General features: G+C 71.0%; 12 protein-coding genes. 7 read left to right on the top strand and 5 right to left on the bottom strand.

What is annotated here, in order from left to right; genetic code table 11:
* Positions 1-4 precede the first annotated feature (4 nt).
* From CFK41_RS03365 to CFK41_RS03355, 3 genes are all read left to right on the top strand, one after another.
* Complete coding sequence (locus tag CFK41_RS03365) at positions 5-1003, top strand: C40 family peptidase (RefSeq protein WP_227873191.1); 999 nt, start codon at positions 5-7, stop codon at positions 1001-1003.
* A gap of 261 nt (positions 1004-1264) precedes the next feature.
* Positions 1265-2674 (top strand): beta-N-acetylhexosaminidase, encoded by a 1410-nt coding sequence (locus CFK41_RS03360; protein ID WP_096798399.1) that lies wholly within the window; start codon positions 1265-1267, stop codon positions 2672-2674.
* Between the two features lies 1 nt (position 2675).
* The gene (locus CFK41_RS03355) at positions 2676-3281 is read left to right on the top strand and encodes a LytR C-terminal domain-containing protein (protein WP_096798398.1); all 606 of its coding nucleotides are present in this window, start codon (positions 2676-2678) and stop codon (positions 3279-3281) included.
* Between the two features lie 204 nt (positions 3282-3485).
* Here the strand turns inward: CFK41_RS03355 and CFK41_RS03350 are convergent, their stop codons facing one another.
* The 3 genes from CFK41_RS03350 to CFK41_RS03340 form a co-directional block, all read right to left on the bottom strand.
* Positions 3486-5450: an Ig-like domain-containing protein gene (locus tag CFK41_RS03350; protein WP_096798397.1), complete on the bottom strand. Its 1965-nt coding sequence runs from the start codon at positions 5448-5450 to the stop codon at positions 3486-3488.
* Between the two features lie 56 nt (positions 5451-5506).
* Positions 5507-6016 carry a hypothetical protein gene (locus CFK41_RS03345; RefSeq protein ID WP_096798396.1) on the bottom strand — a complete coding sequence of 170 codons (510 nt, stop codon included), beginning with the start codon at positions 6014-6016 and terminating at the stop codon, positions 5507-5509.
* Positions 6017-6200: 184 nt separating this feature from the next.
* Entirely contained in the window at positions 6201-9560 is a 3360-nt protein-coding gene (locus tag CFK41_RS03340) for an ATP-binding protein (RefSeq protein ID WP_096798395.1), read from the bottom strand.
* 302 nt (positions 9561-9862) lie between these two features.
* Between CFK41_RS03340 and CFK41_RS03335 the strand changes: the two genes are divergently transcribed.
* The 4 genes from CFK41_RS03335 to CFK41_RS03320 all read left to right on the top strand — a co-directional run bounded on the left by CFK41_RS03335 (position 9863) and on the right by CFK41_RS03320 (position 14533).
* Complete coding sequence (locus CFK41_RS03335) at positions 9863-11728, top strand: glycosyltransferase (protein ID WP_151904661.1); 1866 nt, start codon at positions 9863-9865, stop codon at positions 11726-11728.
* A 2-nt stretch (positions 11729-11730) separates the two neighbouring features.
* Positions 11731-12981, top strand: a complete 1251-nt coding sequence (locus CFK41_RS03330; protein ID WP_096798394.1) for a CDP-glycerol glycerophosphotransferase family protein — start codon at positions 11731-11733, stop codon at positions 12979-12981.
* Positions 12982-13146: 165 nt separating this feature from the next.
* Complete coding sequence (locus tag CFK41_RS03325) at positions 13147-13833, top strand: IspD/TarI family cytidylyltransferase (RefSeq protein WP_096798393.1); 687 nt, start codon at positions 13147-13149, stop codon at positions 13831-13833.
* A complete protein-coding gene (locus tag CFK41_RS03320; protein WP_096798392.1) occupies positions 13826-14533 on the top strand; it encodes an SDR family NAD(P)-dependent oxidoreductase in 708 nt (235 codons plus the stop codon). Before CFK41_RS03325 ends, CFK41_RS03320 begins: the two co-directional genes overlap by 8 nt.
* A gap of 127 nt (positions 14534-14660) precedes the next feature.
* On the opposite strand, the gene CFK41_RS03315 is transcribed toward CFK41_RS03320, so the two are convergent.
* The gene (locus CFK41_RS03315) at positions 14661-15587 is read right to left on the bottom strand and encodes an ABC transporter ATP-binding protein (protein ID WP_096798391.1); all 927 of its coding nucleotides are present in this window, start codon (positions 15585-15587) and stop codon (positions 14661-14663) included.
* Positions 15580-16530 (bottom strand): ABC transporter permease, encoded by a 951-nt coding sequence (locus CFK41_RS03310; protein ID WP_096798390.1) that lies wholly within the window; start codon positions 16528-16530, stop codon positions 15580-15582. The genes CFK41_RS03315 and CFK41_RS03310 overlap by 8 nt, the downstream gene beginning before the upstream one ends.
* Positions 16531-16562: the final 32 nt, after the last annotated feature.

Genomic DNA, 16562 nt, shown 5'->3' with positions numbered 1-16562 from the left:
TGCCGTGATCGGCGCCGTCTCCGCCACCGCCGCCATCACCGGCGGCGCAGCAGCCACGGCCCAGGCGCCCGCCGCCCCCGCCGTCGGCACCGTCCGCGGGATCGCCCCCAGCGCCGCTCCGAGCGTCGCCCCGGCGGCCCCGTCCCAGTTCTCCTCCGTCAAGCTCCGACTCGGTGCGCGCAGCGCGGCCGTCTCCTACCTCCAGGAGCGGCTGAACTCCCACGGCGCCTCCCTGCGGGTCGACGGGTCCTTCGGCCCCGCCACCCTCGCGGCCGTCCGGGCCCAGCAGTCCCGGGCCGGCATCGGCGTCGACGGCGTGGTGGGCCCCAAGACCTGGGGCGCGCTCTCCGGCGCGGCCTCGAAGGCCCCGTCCACGAGCACCGGGCAGACGAAGCTCCGCAGCGGATCGCGCGGCGCCGCCGTGTCGTCCCTGCAGAGGCAGCTCAACACCGCCGGCGCCTCCCTGCGGGTCGACGGGTCCTTCGGATCCGCGACGCTCTCGGCGGTCCGGTCCCTGCAGTCCTCGGCCGGCATCGGCGTGGACGGCGTCGTGGGCCCCAAGACCTGGGGCGCGCTCGCCAACGGTGTCCGCATCTCCACGGGCTCCGGCAGCCGCGACGACGACCGCGGGCCGGCCAGCGGCGTCAGCGTGAGCGGACAGGCCATCATCGATGCGGCCCGATCCCAGATCGGCTCCCGGTACACCTGGGGCGGCTCCTCGCCGTCGACCGGGTTCGACTGCTCGGGCCTGGTGCATTACGCGTACAACCAGTCCGGCACCTACCTGCCGCGGAAGACCGCCAAGGGCTACACCTTCGGCGGCCGGATCATCTCGCAGTCCGAGGCCCGGCCCGGCGACCTCGTCGCCTTCACCGGCAACGACTACGGCCACATGGGCATCTATGTGGGCAACGGCAGGATCATCGACGCCTCCGGCTCGCGCCAGCAGGTCGTCGAGCGCTCCATCTGGAACGCACCGCACGTGTTCGTCACCTACCGCTGAGTCCCTCGGCGGCTCTGAGGAGACGGACCCAAGGCCACGACGGCCTGCTCGACGCGAGAGCGTCCACGGGAAGGAGCAGGGCGGCGTGAAGGAGCCCGGTCGGCATCGCCGACCGGGCTCCTGTGCATCCGGACGCCGAAGCGGCGCCGCGCCGTGGACGGGCCGCGACGGCCTTCCACGACCATGCGGCTCAGGTCACGTCATGGCCCCTCGCCGTGGCAAACTGGACTCGATCACGGTCGCCGTCGTCCAGGAGAAGCAATGTCCGATCCGCTCGCACTCGTCCCGCTGCCCCAGTCCGTCGTGTGGTCCGAGGGCACATGGGAGACGACCGACCCGTGGGAGGGCCTCTCCGTCGGCCTCAACGACGATCTCCCTGCCGCCGAGTACGCGCTGTCGATCTCGCCGAACGGCGCCGCCCTCAGCGCCGGCAGCGAGGCCGCCCTGGCCGACGGCCGCAACACCTTCGCGCAGATCATCACCGGCACGAACGGATCCATCCCGTGCGTGACGATCTCTGATCGCCCGAAGCACGCCTGGCGCGGCATGCATCTGGACGTCTCGCGCCATTTCCTCCCGGCGCCGGAGATCGAGACCCTGATCGACGCCATGGCGCTGCACCGGCTGAACGTGCTGCACCTGCACCTCACCGATGACCAGGGCTGGCGGATCGAGATTAAGGGATACCCGCGGCTGACCGAGGTCGGCGCCTGGCGCGAGCAGACCCTCGTGGGCCACATGGGCGAGGACGAGGAGTCCTGGACCTTCGACGGCGTCCGCCACGGCGGCTCCTACACCCAGGAGGAGCTGACGGGGCTGGTCGAGTACGCACGTCGCCGCGGCATCATGATCGTGCCCGAGATCGACCTCCCCGGACACATGCAGGCGGCGATCGCGGCCTACCCCGAGCTGGGGAACTTCCCCGAGCAGCAGCTCGGCGTGCGCGAGGTCTGGGGGATCTCCGATCACGTCCTCGGAGTCACCGACACGGCCTTCGACTTCGTGCGTGACGTGCTCACCCAGGTCGCCGACCTCTTCCCCGCCCCGTACGTGCACATCGGCGGCGACGAGTGCCCGCGCGTGGAGTGGGAGCGCTCCTCCGTCGCGCGCGCCCGCATGAACGAATGGGGTCTCACGCGGGTCTCCGAGATCCAGGGCCGCTTCACCCAGTTCGCCGCCGATGTCCTCGCCGAGAAGGGCAAGCGGGTCATCGCCTGGGACGAGGTCCTCGAGAGCCACCTTCCCGATGACACCGTCATCATGAACTGGCGCCACGGCAACGGGGTGAAGGACGCGACCTCGCGCGGATTCCGCACCATCATCGCCAACAACGAGCACACCTACTTCGACCACTACCAGGCGTCCCCGAAGGACGAGCCGCTCGCGATCGGCGGCCTGACCACCGTCAAGGACGTCTACACCGCCGAGTTCTCGCCCCACAAGCTCGACGACGATGCGAAGAAGCTCATCATGGGCATCCAGGGCCAGATCTGGACCGAGTACATGCCCACGGCCGAACAGGTCCAGTACATGGCCTTCCCTCGCATGTGCGCCCTCGCCGAGCGCGCCTGGGGCTCCCCGGAGCAGAGCTGGGACGAGTTCGAGGAGCGCCTGCGCGCCCATCTCCCCCGGCTCGATGCCTTCGGCATCCGTTACCGCCCGCTGGACTGAGATGAGCTCATCCCACCGCGACGCGCATCCGTACGGCCGCTCGTCCGACGACGTCCGGCGACGCGACCAGCGGCTGCGCCGCACCCGACGGCTGCGGGTCACACAGCTGACGATCTTCGCCGTCCTCACCGTGGTCCTGATCGCCATCGGTGCGTACGCGGTCGGTGAGCTGAGCCGGCCGATGGACGAGCCCGGGGTGATCTCCCCGAAGGACTTCAAGGCGTCGCCCACCGCGATCACCTGCCCGGAGGACGGCGCCCTCCCCCAGCCCCCCGGAGAGGTCACGGTGACCGTGCTGAACGGGACCAGTCGCAGCGGCCTGGCCGGCACCATCTCCGAGCAGCTCGCCGAGCGCGGCTACACCGTCGGGAAGCCGGGCAACACCCGCCAGTCCACCGGCCCCGCCACGGTGGTCCACGGGCCCGACGGCTACCTGGCGGCGCTGTCGGTGCAGGCGCAGTTCCCGGACGCGACGCTGAAGCTGGACGAGAAGATCGAGGGGAACGAGGTGAACCTGCTGATCGGCGACGGATACTCGGCGCTGCAGGAGGAGCCGGCCGCCGCCGCGGTGCTCAAGAAGCCGGCGAAGATGCCCGAGGGCTGCTGACAGGCGAGGGCAGGCCCGTCCCTCGCAGCACGTCGATCAGTCCAGCACCCCACCGACTGATCTCCTGCCGCTCGTCCCTCGCAGCACGTCGATCAGTCCAGCACCCCACCGACTGATCTCCTGCCGCTCGTCCCTCGCAGCACGTCGATCAGTCCAGCACCCCACCGACTGATCTCCTGCCGCTCGTCCCTCGCAGCACGTCGATCAGTCCTCCCACGTGCGGCGGTCGGACTCCATACGCACGCCGATCCACAGCGACACGCCGCCGCCGAAGATCAGCAGAAGCATGATGGTGCCGAAGAGGACCGACGTGCCGGATGCTCCCGGCATGAGCCCGACCAGCAGGCTGTTGATCCCGCTGACCTCCTGCGTGGACGTCGACGCAGCGGCCCCCTCCGGATCAACGTCGACCACGAGGGTCGCCCGCACGGGGACTCCCGCGCTGTCGCTGACCTGGTAGGTGATCGGGGTGGTGGTGCCGGAGAACCCCTCCTCGGGGGTGAAGGTGACCGTGCCGGTCTGCTCGACGGTGTAGGTCCCCTCCCCCGGGATGACCAGGCGGGTGCCCGTGCCGTCCTCGAGCTCATCGAGATTGGTCGCCTGCAGGGAGCTGATCCGGAGGGTCTCGGGCAGGAGTGGCTGGCTGCCGCTGCCGGCGGTGTCGTTGCTCAGCACGTCGACGGTGACCGGGGTCCCCGGCGCGGTCCGCCCCTCGTCATCGCGGGGCGTGGCGATGACCTCGGAGACCACCACCTCCACCGTGGCACGGACGGGATTGTCCGCGTACACGCCACGGGCGACGACCACGACCGGGTCGGCGGTGCCGACGAATCCCTCGGCGGGTGTCATCACCACGGTGCCGGTCTCGAAGTCGATCCTCCAGGTGCCCTGCCCGGGGACCGTCATCTCCGTTCCGCCTGCGGCGAGCTCCGCCCCCTCCGGTGCCGCCGCCGGATCGAAGCGCAGCGAGTCGGAGCTGACGTCCCGGCTGTCGGTGCTCATATCGATGCTGATGTCGCTGCCGGGGGTCCCCGCGACGGAGAGCGAGCGCAGGATCGGATACGCCGTGCTGAGCTGCGCGGTGGCGGCGGTGTCGTCCATGCCGTCCCCGCCGGTGATGCCCATCGGGGCCGTCTCCCGGACCTCGGCGCTCTCCGGGGAGAAGCGCACGGTGGCCGCCTCGCGGTCGAGCGCCCAGGTGCCCTGCCCCGGCACCGTGACGCGGGTGCCGTCCTGCGAGGCCACGGCGGAGTCCGGCGGTCCCAGCGGCTGCAGCCGCATCGTCGCGGGGTCGACGAACTGCTGGCCCTCGCCGACGACGAACAGGATGTCCTCGCCGTAGGGCGCGGACCAGTCCATGTCCGAGATGATGGGGACGGAGAGCGTCACCTCGCCGGCGCTCTGCACCGCGCCCTCGTCGTCCACGGTCACGAACCGGATCGGGTCCAGCTGGCGGCCCAGCGCGATCCCCGCCGGGGTGTGGGTGAGCGCGGAGCCGTCGGCGGAGAGCTGCCAGGTGCCCTGGTCGGGCACGATGACGCGGCTTCCGTCCTCGAGCACCGCGGACCCGGCCGGGAGGTCCACGAGCCCCAGACGGGCGGAGCCCTCACCGGGCACGGAACCGGGCAGATCGATCGTCGAGGCCTCGCCCGCCGACCCGCGGGCCGCGATCTCCTCGAGCTCGAGGATCTCGGGGGTCAGCTCCACCGGATGCGATCTCCCCTCCAGTGCCCCGCCGATGGTCATGTCGATGGGCGAGCTCGGACCGTCCACCCCGACCAGCGGGGTGAAGATCAGCTCGTCGTCCTGCAGGGACCAGGTGCCCTCTCTCGCCACCTCGAGGCTGCGGGCATCCTCACCCAGACTCATCCGGGCGCGCGTGCTCGCGTCGGCCCCGTCGGGGATCGCGAGACGCGCCGATCCGAGATCCACCTCGTCCTCGCGCCCGTCCTCGACCACGGAGGCCAGCGGGATCCTCGTGACCGAGCCGGGGATCATGCGCAGCGTCTGCGACTCGGCCGGAAACTCGAAGGGGCCGTCCTCGCCCAGGGCCGAGGCCGGCAGAGCGGTCGAGAGCGCCAGGAGGCCGCCGGCGCACAGCGCCGCGGCGCGCGCGGCCAGATACCCCGGTCGTGCGCGCGAGGGACAACGCGGTGACGGCTCGAGCACCCGGCCAGAGTAGCAACGCGGGCCGGGATCGCCCTGGATCGCCGAGCGCAGGCGGATCAGCGGACCGTCCGCGGCGGCGGGGTCAGCGGGCTGAGCGCGGAGGACGGGCTCGTGCTGGCCATCGGATCCAGGGAACCGGGCAGGAACGGGGCGCTCACGGCTCGCAGCGCCAGCCGGACTCCGAGCAGCATCTCGAGCAGGTCGCCCGGCGGCGACGCCCAGCTGATGGTGGTCATCCCCGGTCCCTCCCGATGGGACCTGCGGAGCATCCCGTGCGCGGTCGCGACCGTGTCGACGGCTTCGATGAGTGCGGCGGTCGCACCCTCGGAGGTGTCCCGCCGACCGGTGGCGGCCAGCAGCGCGCTCACGTGGCACAGGGTCTGCAGCCCGCGCCAGGAGTCGCCCGAGGAGCGATCCCGCTGGGGACGGTGGTCCTCGAAGCCGATCAGCTCCGGCTGCTCCTGGAGCGCTGCTCCGGTGACGGAGGTGAGGAGGTCGAGCATCCGCTGATGGGTCTCGTCCTGGCCGGGGATCGCTTCCGGTGCGCGGGGGCGGAGAGCCGACATCGCTGTTCACCTTCCACCACTGCGCCGCCCAGGGGCGGCAGCGCCACGCTGCACCGCCCGGCCGGAACGGTCGGCGACCAGGGTACCCATTCCCGGGACCGCTGCCGATGGGGAGAACTCCCCATCGGCCGCGGGCCGGGAGGCGTCACGCGGCGTCGCCTCCCGGACCGGCCCGGTCCGTCGGTCAGTCCCGGTCGTCGGTGGCGGGCACGAACTGCACCGGCGCCACGGAGGAGTAGCGGTCCTGCCGGATCGACACGACGCCCACCCCGCCGATGAACGGGGCCAGGGCCTGCGGGTTCTTGCCAGGGTTGGCGAGCACGACCTGGAAGCCGAAGTGACGGAAGGACTCCATCGCCGCGGTGATGAACTTGCCCGCGCCCTTCGAGAACGCCTCGTCGATGATGATCGGGGCGTAGCGCGGCACGGCCTGGCCGGTGCCGGCCAGCTGATAGCGCAGGGCGGCGGCGAGGCAGAAGGTGGCCAGCCTCTCGTTCTGACCGCCCGAGAGCGGGCCGCCGGACTCGTGGGCATGGACCACGGTGCCCTCGGCGTCGACCTCCTCGGCGTGGAAGTGCACGTGGCGACGCACATCCAGGATCACCCGGGAGACCTGGTCGTCCCGGGTGCGGGCCGCGCCGATCATGTCCATCAGATGGCGCAGCGAGAGGAAGCGCTCCTCGGCGAGGTCGCGGTCGCGGGAGATGTCGTTCAGCGCGGTGTCCGCCACCGCCTCCTCGAGCGCGCGCTTGAACTCATCCAGCGCGGCCAGGTGAACCGGCCGCATCGACAGCTGGAGGAACCGCCCGGAGTGGAACTCCACCTGTGCGAGCAGCGAGTTGATCCGCTGCAGGCGCTTGCGGATCTCCGCGGGCTCCCGGGCGATGGCCGTGGCCAGCGCCTGCACGTCGCCGAGGGTGTTCCCGGTGAAGAAGTCGAAGAAGCGGTCCTCGACCTCGGGCAGCTTCTCCTCCTCGATCCGCTGCAGGATCGCGAGGTAGTCGTCCACCCCCTCGAGAGTGGGCGCCGTGTCCCCTGCCTGGGCGGGCCAGCGCCGGGAGAACTCCCGCATCGCGGTGCGCATGTCCTCCTCGGCGCGGGAGGTGCGCCGGGTGAGGTCCATCAGCTCCGCGTCCAGGGTCGCCGAGGCGTCCTTGGTGACCTGGTCGATGGTGGACAGCACCAGGGTGGGCGCGATCGCGGCGAAGCGCTCGGCGAGCTCCTTCTCGACCTCGGGATCCAGCGTGGACTCCGCGATCCGCTCACGGGCCTCGACCAGACGCTCCTCGGCCCGCTCGGCCTGCTCGCCGAGCTTGCCCGCGCTGCGCACCACGTCCAGCAGCTCCTCGTCGCTGTCGGCGATGGACTGCTCGACCTCGTCGATCTGGCGGGCGAGCTCGGTGAGGGCGGCGGAGCCGTCCTCCGCGGCGCGCACCATGTCCCGCAGGTTCGCCACGCGCCGGGCCACGGAGGCGGCGTCGATGTCGTCCCACTCCACGGCGCTGATCATCTGCAGCGCGTAGAGGCGCTCGCTGCGCCGCTCCCGCTCCGACTCGACGTCCTTGCGCCGGGCCTGCGCCTCGAACAGCGCCTGCTCGGCGCGGGTGCGCTCGGATTCGAAGACCGCGCGCTTGGCGCGGTTGTCGAAGCCCAACACCCACTGCGAGCGGTCGTTGATCTGCCGGTCGGCGTTCTTCTCGTGCCGGGTGGCGGAGTGCTTGATCTGCCCCGAGCGCAGCACGGCACGGTTCAGACGGGTGAACTCCTCGAGGCTCTCCGCGCAGGTGTAGTCCATGCGGGCGGCGATCTCGTGGGACAGCCAGACATGGAACTCGCCGTCCTTGACGTCGAGCTTCGCGGCCAGGGAGCGCTGGTCGATGTTCTTGGCGGGCCGCCGCAGATCGGTGTTGACCCGGTTGTAGGAGATGCGCCGACGCAGCTTGGTGCGGTCGATGACCGCGGCCACCTCGCGGTAGACCCGGTCCGGGACCAGGATCGAGCGGGCGAGCCCGCGCAGGGCCTGCTCCGCGGCGGCCGTCCACTCCTCCTCGCCGGTGCGCACCTGCAGCAGCTCGGCCGCGAAGGGCAGCTCGGTGGGGGCGATCCCCACCTCGGAGGCGATGTGATCGCGCAGGGCCACGTCCTCGGAGTGCAGGTTCGAGGCGCGCCGGGTGAGGGAGGCCAGCTCCTCGCGGGTGCGGGCGAGCTCAGCCCCCAGCTCCCGGACCGTCGCCTCGGCCTCCCAGCGCGCGGAGTCCGCGCCCTTCTCCTCGGCGTCCAGCGCCTCGCGCAGGGACGCGACCTCGCGCTGCAGCGCGATGAACATGTCCTCCCCCGCCGGGGTGCGCAGCTCGACGGTGGCCAGCTGGGCGGCGAACTCCGTGCCGCGCTCGCGACGGCGCTCGCGCTCCACCTCGAGGCCGGCGATCTGCTGCTTCCAGTCGTCGATCTCCCCGCCGCCGGCGCGCTTGCGCTGCTCCTTGAGCTGGGCGAGATCGGAGCGGGCCTCGGCGACGTCCTGGGTCAGGCGCCGCTGCTGCGCGGTGAGGCTGTCGCGCTCCAGCTGGAGGCGGCCGGTCTCCTCCCCCAGCAGGCGCACCAGGTGCTGGGCGGCGAAGACGTCGATGTCGGCCCGACGATCCACGAGCGCGCCCCCGCGCTCGCGCATCGAGGACCAGTCCTCATGGGATCCGCGCAGCCCGCGCAGCAGCTCCCGCTGCTCGCGCGCGGTCACCAGCGCCTCGTACACCTCGGAGAGGTTCTGGAAGTTCGCCAGCGCCTGATCGGCGAGGTCGAAGGTGCGAGGGGCGTCGAGCATGTAGTCGCGCAGCAGCGCGTTGACGTCGCCGAGCTCCTTGGCGGACTGGATCTTGTGCAGCAGGCCCAGCGCCTTCTCGTCCGGGATCCCCAGCAGCTGGCTGAACGCCGCCCGGTACTCGCGGAACTGACGGAAGGTCTGGGTGCCCGGATGGGCGGCCTCGAGCGCCTTGCCCTCGATCTGGGTGGAGACGAACTGGCGCAGGTCGGTGACGTCCAGCGGGGTCCGGGCGATGACGTACAGGCTCTTGACATCCGAATCCGCGGAGTGGCCGGCGTGCAGCAGGAGCAGCCGCGAGAGCTGCACCGTGCCTCCCTGGCCGTCGCTGTAGCGCAGGGTGAGCACGGACAGGGTGGTCTTCTCCCGCAGCACCTCCTGGCTGAACTCGCCGGTGGCCTGGTCGTAGTGCATCGCCCAGGCGCCGCGGACGTAGCTGGCCACGGTGCGGCGGTACTTGGACCGCTGCGGGCCGGCGTCGGAGGCCGCGGCGTTGAACTGCAGGGTGCGAGGCGGGGTCAGCAGTGCGCTGATCGCGTCGAGCAGGGTGGACTTGCCCGTGCCGGGACCGCCGGTGAGGAAGTACCCCTTCGCGGAGATCGCGAGATCATGGGTGCCGTGGAAGGTCCCCCAGTTCGAGACCTGCACGGCGACCAGGCGCCACTGCCCGGGATGGGGATGGTCGGGGTCGCGCTCGCCCGGGAGTGCGGGGGCGTCGGTCTCGGCCATGCCGGGGAGATCGAGGGTGTCGGCTGCGGAATCCACCCCTGAAGGGTACCGGGATCGCCCGTCGGGAAGGGCGCATCCGCCGCGGCGGCGCCGAGCCCGGTTCCGCCCCCGGTTCTGCGGTGCGACGGGAGTCATGGAGGCACCGGCCACGTCGCCCGTTCATGCGCCGTTCACCTTGCTATAGTCGCGACGCTGTCGTGGGTCCCACGCCCGGAGCGATCGGCCCGTGGTACGAGCGCCCGCCCTCCCGACGAGGCGCGGTGACCAGGTCCAGGACGCTTCCGATGTCGTCAGGAGAGCGGATGCAGGACGAGCTGAGCGGATCCGGTGCGCCGGATGAGCGCGACGCCGCCACCGTCGACGGCGACGGCGCCCCCGAGGGCGCCCTCCCGCCCGACGGCGCCGCAGCGCGCCGCATCGCCGCTGGTCCCCCCTCCACCATCCTGCAGCGCACCGACCCCGACTCCCCACCCCTGCTCTGGGGACAGGCCTTCCCGGCCGCGACCTGGCGGAAGATCCTCGGCGCGCGCACCATCCTCGTCACCGTCGAGGGCGGTCCCGCCTCGCTGCTGGGCGCCCACGACGGGCATGTGCGACGCCTGGGCCCGCTGGTCGACGGCCGCCGCGAGCTCTCCCTGGCCGAGCACGACGAGGACTGGTTCTGGGTCGAGGGCGAGGCGAGCGAGGTGACCTGGACCCTCTCCGAGCCCCTCGAGCTCCCGCCGGTGACCGTGGTGGTCCCCACCTATCGCCGGGAGGCCGACGCCCTGGCGCAGGTCCGGCGCTTCCTGGCCATGGATGCCGTCACCACCGTGGTCGTGGTCGATCAGGGCGGGACGCTGGCCGAGCACCGCACCTTCGCACAGCTGCAGGCCGCCGAGCCGGGCCTGCGCCTGGTGACCCAGCCCAATCTCGGCGGATCCGGCGGGTACGCCCGCGGGATGCTCGAGGCCGATCCGAGCACGGCCGTGCTGTTCTCCGACGACGACGCCGTCCTCTCCGAGGAGTCGCTGCGCCGGATGCTCACCTATCAGGCGCTCGCCGTCGTGCCGACCATCGTGGGCACCCCGCTGTTCTCGGCGCAGCACCCCACCGAGCTGATCGCCCACTCCGAGAAGGTGGACGCGAGGGCGTTCCAGTGGCGGCCCGCCGACCGGATGCACGGCACGATCGAGCTGGCGGGCACCACCCCGGAGGAGTGGACCTTCCTCGCCGCGCACGAGGAGGCGAACTACACCGGCTGGTGGGGCACGCTCTTCCCCCCGGGGACGGCCGACGACCTCGGGCTCCCGGTGCCTCTGTTCCTGAAGTGGGACGACGCGGAGTACGGGCTGCGCGCGACCGCTCGCGGCTACGTCCACGTGGTGCTGCCCGGCACGGCGGTCCACCATCCGCCGTGGTCCGCGTACCGCACCCAGATGACCTGGACGGCGCGCATCCTGCATCGAAACCGCCTGGCGATCGCCGCGGCCTACGGCGCCGGGCGGGGCGTGATCGCCTCCTCCCTGCTGCACCAGACCAAGCACGTCCTGGCCGGGCACCTGCTCACCGCCGAGCTGTGGGAGAACGGCATCGACGCGGTGCGCAGCGGCCCCGAGAGCTGGCTGGGCGACGATCTGGAGGGCGCCCGGGCCCGCACCGACGGCGCGGAGATCGTGGACCACTGGCACGAGCAGAACGACATCGACACCGACCTGCGCCCCACCCACGCCTCGCCGCTCCCGCTCCCGACGGCGCTGCGCCGGGCCCTGCTCCGCGTGCTGCTCCCGGACGCCCCGCCCCGGATGGTGCTCGAGGTCCCCGCGGACGAGGTGCACTGGCGCACCACGCTCGGCGGCGACGGCCTGCTGGTCACCGATGCCGACGGGCAGGTCGAGGTGGCCTTCGCGGTGCACGGCTCCGCCATGCGCCGCGCCCTGTCCCGCACGGTGCGCTCGCATCTGGACCTGGCACGGCGCTGGCCCGAGCTGCAGGCGAGCTATCACCGCGCCCTGCCCGAGCACACCACCCGGAGCTCCTGGGCCGCGCTGTTCGCCGGCGCGGAGGACGCGACCGGACGGTTCGACCCCCGGGGTGCCGCGAGGTCGCGACGCGCGGCCGATCCCCGCGGAGCCGACAGCTCCCGCCCCGACGACTCCCGCCCCGACGACTCCCACGGAAGGAGCTGACCATGGCCGCTCGTGGGAACGCCCTCAAGCGCCGGGTGCGCAGCTCCGGCGGCCGCCTGCTGCGCCGTTTCGGCCTGCTGCCCGGCGGGATGCCCGACGGACTCGGGGACGACGCCGCGCTGGCGAGCTCCTCCCTCGAGGGCGACGTGGTGGTGTACTTCCCGGACACCCAGGACAGCCTCTACCAGCTGCGCAGCTGGTACGGGCCGCTGCAGGAGCTGCACCGCGCCCAGGGCGTGACCATCGTGTGCATGGACTCCCGCACCGCCGCGGCGCTGCGCGCGGAGACGGACCTGCCCGTGGTCACCATCGCGCTGGACGCCACCCTCGACGCGATCATCCTGCGCAGCGGGACGAAGCTCGTGCTCTACGTGAACTACAACCCGTTGAACACCGCGGCGCTGCGCTCGCGCTCGGCGATCCACGTCTCGCTGCTGCACGGCGACTCGGACAAGGTGGTCTCGGTCTCCAACCAGATCAAGGCCTACGACTACTCCTTCGTGGCCGGGCAGGCCGCGATCGACCGGCTCGAGCGGTACACGACGCTGTTCGACGCCCCGGCCCGCTGCATCCCCGTGGGCCGCCCCTCCCTGGACACCGACCAGGTCGCGGTGACGGTCCGCGCCGACGACCACCGCACCGTCCTGTACGCGCCGACCTGGGAGGGCGGGCAGTCCTCCGCGGCGTACAGCTCGCTGCGCACCCACGGCCTCGCAGCCGTGCAGTCGCTGCTGGACGCGGGCCTCGGCGTCATCTACCGCCCCCATCCCCTGACCGGGGTGCGGGTCGGGGACTACGGGGAGACGGACCGGGAGCTGCGCGAGCTGGTGGAGGCCTCGGGGAACCGGGTCAGCACCGATCGCTCGCTGCAGCAGGACGTCATCGACTCCGACCTCATCCTCTGCGACGTCTCGGCGGTCATGGGCGACTGGCTGCCCTCGGGCAAGCCGCTGCTCATCACCCGGCCTGCGGATCCGCACGCCCGCGATGCCGCGACGGCGCTGCTGGGCATGTCCCCGCGGCTGGCGGCCTCGGAGGCCGCGACCGCCGGCTCTCTCGCGCGCGAGCTGATCGAGCACGACCTGCTGCGGGAGGAGCGGCGGGAGATGATCGAGTACTACCTCGGCGATGTCACCCCCGGCGCGTCCCTCGCCCGATTCCTCGAGGCCTGCCGGCGTCTGTCGGCCCGCCGCGACGAGCTCTGGGCCCGGATCCAGGAGCAGGAGCGCCCCGCCGGATCCGACTCGTGGTGAAGCACTTCACCTCGAACCTCCGCGAGCCGCCCAGGCCGCGCCGCCGCGACTTGTACAGTGAACGGAACGTGGCGTCCCGATGACGTCGCGTGGAATCCGACGGATGCGGATCCTCTCCGGGACTCGTCCTGGAGGGCCCGCCGACCGGCATGAAGGGCATTCCCCATGTACTCATTGATCCTCCTCAACGGAGGAATAGGCAGCCGTACCGGCGCCGATTCACCCAAGCAGCTGCTCAAGCTCCGAGGGATCCCGATCCTGGTCTACACCCTGGTCACCGCCGACCGGGTCGAGCAGATCTCCCAGATCGTCCTGAACTACCCGCCGCAGTGGCGGGAGGACGTCGAGGCGATCCTCAAGGCCTACGCGATCTCGACCCCGGTCACCCTCGTGGAGGCCGGAGCATCCCGGCACTCCTCGGTCGCCGCGATGGTGGAGCACTGCACCAACGATGACGTGATCATCCACGAGTCCGCCAGGCCGCTCGTGCGCAGCAGCGATTTCCAGCGGCTGATCGACTCCGAGCACCGCAACGTCTCGCTGATGTCCGAGATCTCCTTCACGGTGGCCCCGGTCGACCCGGAGACCTCCGCGGTCACGGGATCGCTGGACCGCTCGCGGCTGCGCAACGTGCAGCTGCCCCAGAAGTTCGCGAAGGCGGACCTCCAGGACGCGCACTCCCGTGCCGTCGAGCAGGGGATCGAGTTCACGGAGGACGCGACCCTGGTCGCGGACTTCGGCCACCCGGTCCATTTCATCGAGGGCTCCGACGAGAACCTCAAGGTGACCACCAAGACCGATCTGAAGATGGCCGGCTTCCTGCTGCGGCCCGAGGAGGACGACGATGAGTAAGACCGCCCTCGTCACCGGAGCATCCCGCGGCATCGGCCTCGAGACCACCCGACGCTTCATCCTCAACAACGACGACGTCACCACCGTGGTGATGTTCGCCCGCGCCTCCGAGGACTTCGACGCGAACGTCGCCGAGCTCGAGAAGGAGCTGCCCATCGGGCGCCGGATCGTGCCCATGACGGTCGACGTCGGCGATCGCGATGCGCTCAAGCAGGCCGTCACCGAGGCCCACGAGCAGGTCGGGAACATCGACATCCTGGTCAACAACGCCGGGTACACCAACCCGGTGCCGCTCCAGCAGGTCGACATGGCCGACTTCGAGAAGACGATCAACGTCAACCTCTACGGCCCGTTCACGATCGTCCAGTCGCTGCTGAACCTGGGCAACCGCTTCGATCTCATCGTGAACATCGCCTCCACGGCCGGCATCAACGGCCGCTCGGGCTGGCTGACCTACTCCGCCTCCAAGGCGGCGGTGATCAACATGAGCCAGGTGATGCGCGAGGAGCTCGCCATCTACGGCACCCGCGTGGTGTGCCTCTCCCCCGGTCGCACCGCGACCGCGCTGCGCAAGACGCTCGCGCCGGACGAGGACCCCAGCACCATCATGCAGCCCGGGCACGTCGCCCAGGTCATCAACACGATGTCCTCCCCCGTGGGGCGGTTCATCGACTCGGAGAACATCGTCGTGCGGCAATGAGCCGACGGTGAGCTGAGCACTCACGCCAGCAGGGCCCGCGCAACGTCGTTGCGCGGTCCCTGCTGGCGTTCGAGGCCGCGGACGTCGGCCGAGGAGCGGTGCGAAGCGGCTCCGCCGACTCGTGGGCTCAGCGCTTCGTCGCGCTCTTCCCCGTGCCCTTCCCGGCGCCCTTCTTCCCGCCCGGGGACTTCCCCGCGGCGGCGAGCTTGTACGCGGTGCGCGCGTGCACGAAGTCGCGGTACGCGACGCAGACCTGCTTGGGATCCCCGTCCATCACCAGGCGGCCCTCGTGCACCCACAGCACGCGCGTGCACATGCTCTGGATCGTCGCCAGGGAGTGGCTGACCAGGAACACGGTGCCGGCGGACTGCCGCACCTCGTCCATCTTCGCCTTGCTCTTGGCGCGGAAGGCGGCGTCACCGGTGGCGAGCGCCTCGTCGATCATGAGGATGTCCGGCACGGCCGAGGCCGAGATGGAGAAGCGCAGGCGCGCCCCCATGCCCGAGGAGTAGGTCTTCATGGGGAGGTTCACGAAGTCGCCGATCTCGGCGAAGTCGACGATCTCCTGGTACCGCTCACGGACCTGCTTCTTGGTCAGGCCCAGCGCGAGCGCACCGATCATGATGTTGCGCTCGCCGGTGAGGTCCTTCATGAGCACGGCGTTGACGCCGAGCAGCGAGGGATTGCCGGCGACGTGCACCGTGCCGGCCGCCGGCGGGATCAGCCCGGCGATGGCACGCAGCAGCGTCGACTTGCCGGAGCCGTTCATGCCGATGATGCCGATGGCCTCGCCGTGCTTCGCGGCGAAGGTGATCCCGCGGACCGCCTTCACCTCGCGCACGGGAGGCTGCCGGGCGCCGCGGCGCACGAGGCGGTCCAGCACTCCCCACTCGCGGCCGGCGCCGTGGCCGACCTTCTTCGCGCCGAAGACGCGGTAGGACACGTGCAGGTCGTTGACCAGCAGGGAGAGCTGATCGGAGGGGACCTCGAGCACCGGGGTGTCGTCGAGCTCGTCCTTGTCGATCTCGAAGTCGACTTCGTCCACGTCAGTCACGTCCGTAGCGCTCCTCTCCGCCCCAGAAGATCAGGAACCCGATCACGCCGAAGAGCACCGCCCAGATCACGCCCATCAGCCACATGAGGGCATCGGGCTGGTAGGCGGGCTCGTCGAGGATCGAGGAGCGCACCAGATACAGGTAGACGGCCACCGGCTGGTACTCCATCAGCCAGCCCCAGCTGAACTGGCCGAGGTAGCGGTCCACGGAGAAGATGACGCCCGAGGCGTACATCATGATGCGCAGGAAGTGCGGCAGCAGGTTGTCCAGGTCGGGGGTCATCGCGACCCAGCGCGCCACCATGAAGGCGCAGCCCGTGGAGAACATCCACATCAGCAGCACCGCGGGGATGAGCAGCAGCCAGTAGGCGTCGATCGTGACCTTCCCGGCCACCGGCAAGAATCCCGAGAGGTACGAGATCACGCACATGACCAGGAGCGCCGGCCCCAGCATCGTCAGCTCGGCCAGCACGCCCGCGATGGGCAGCACCGCGCGCGGGAACTGCACGGAGCGCACGAGGTTCATGTTCTTGTTCAGCGAGTGCGCCCCGGCCATGACCGAGCGCTCGAAGAAGCGGAACATGAACACGCCCACCACGATGAACGCGATCGTGTTCTCGATGCCCTCGCGCCCGATCTTCAACAGGAAGCCGAAGATCAGCACGTACACCGAGGCGTTGATGATCGGGGAGATGAGGGACCAGATCTGCCCGAGGTAGGTGTTCTGGTTCTCCGACTCCGCCCGCGAGACGGCGAGGACCTGGATGAAGGACCGGGAGGCCCACAGCTCCTTGAAGTAGGTGCCCAGGCGCGGGCGGACGCCGATCTGCTCGAGATCGTTCTGCGCGACCGCCTCGCTCACCGACTCGTCGGAGAAGACGCGGGTCAGCGGCTCGGGAGGCGTGGGCGGGGCGCCCGGTCCTCGCTGGTCGACGCTCACCATCTGCTCAGCTCCTCCCGGGGTCTCGGTCCGCG

The organism is Brachybacterium ginsengisoli, from assembly GCF_002407065.1.
Taxonomy (GTDB): domain Bacteria; phylum Actinomycetota; class Actinomycetes; order Actinomycetales; family Dermabacteraceae; genus Brachybacterium; species Brachybacterium ginsengisoli.
Note: the sequence above shows the minus strand (reverse complement) of the source record. Positions and strands in the feature narration are given on the sequence as shown.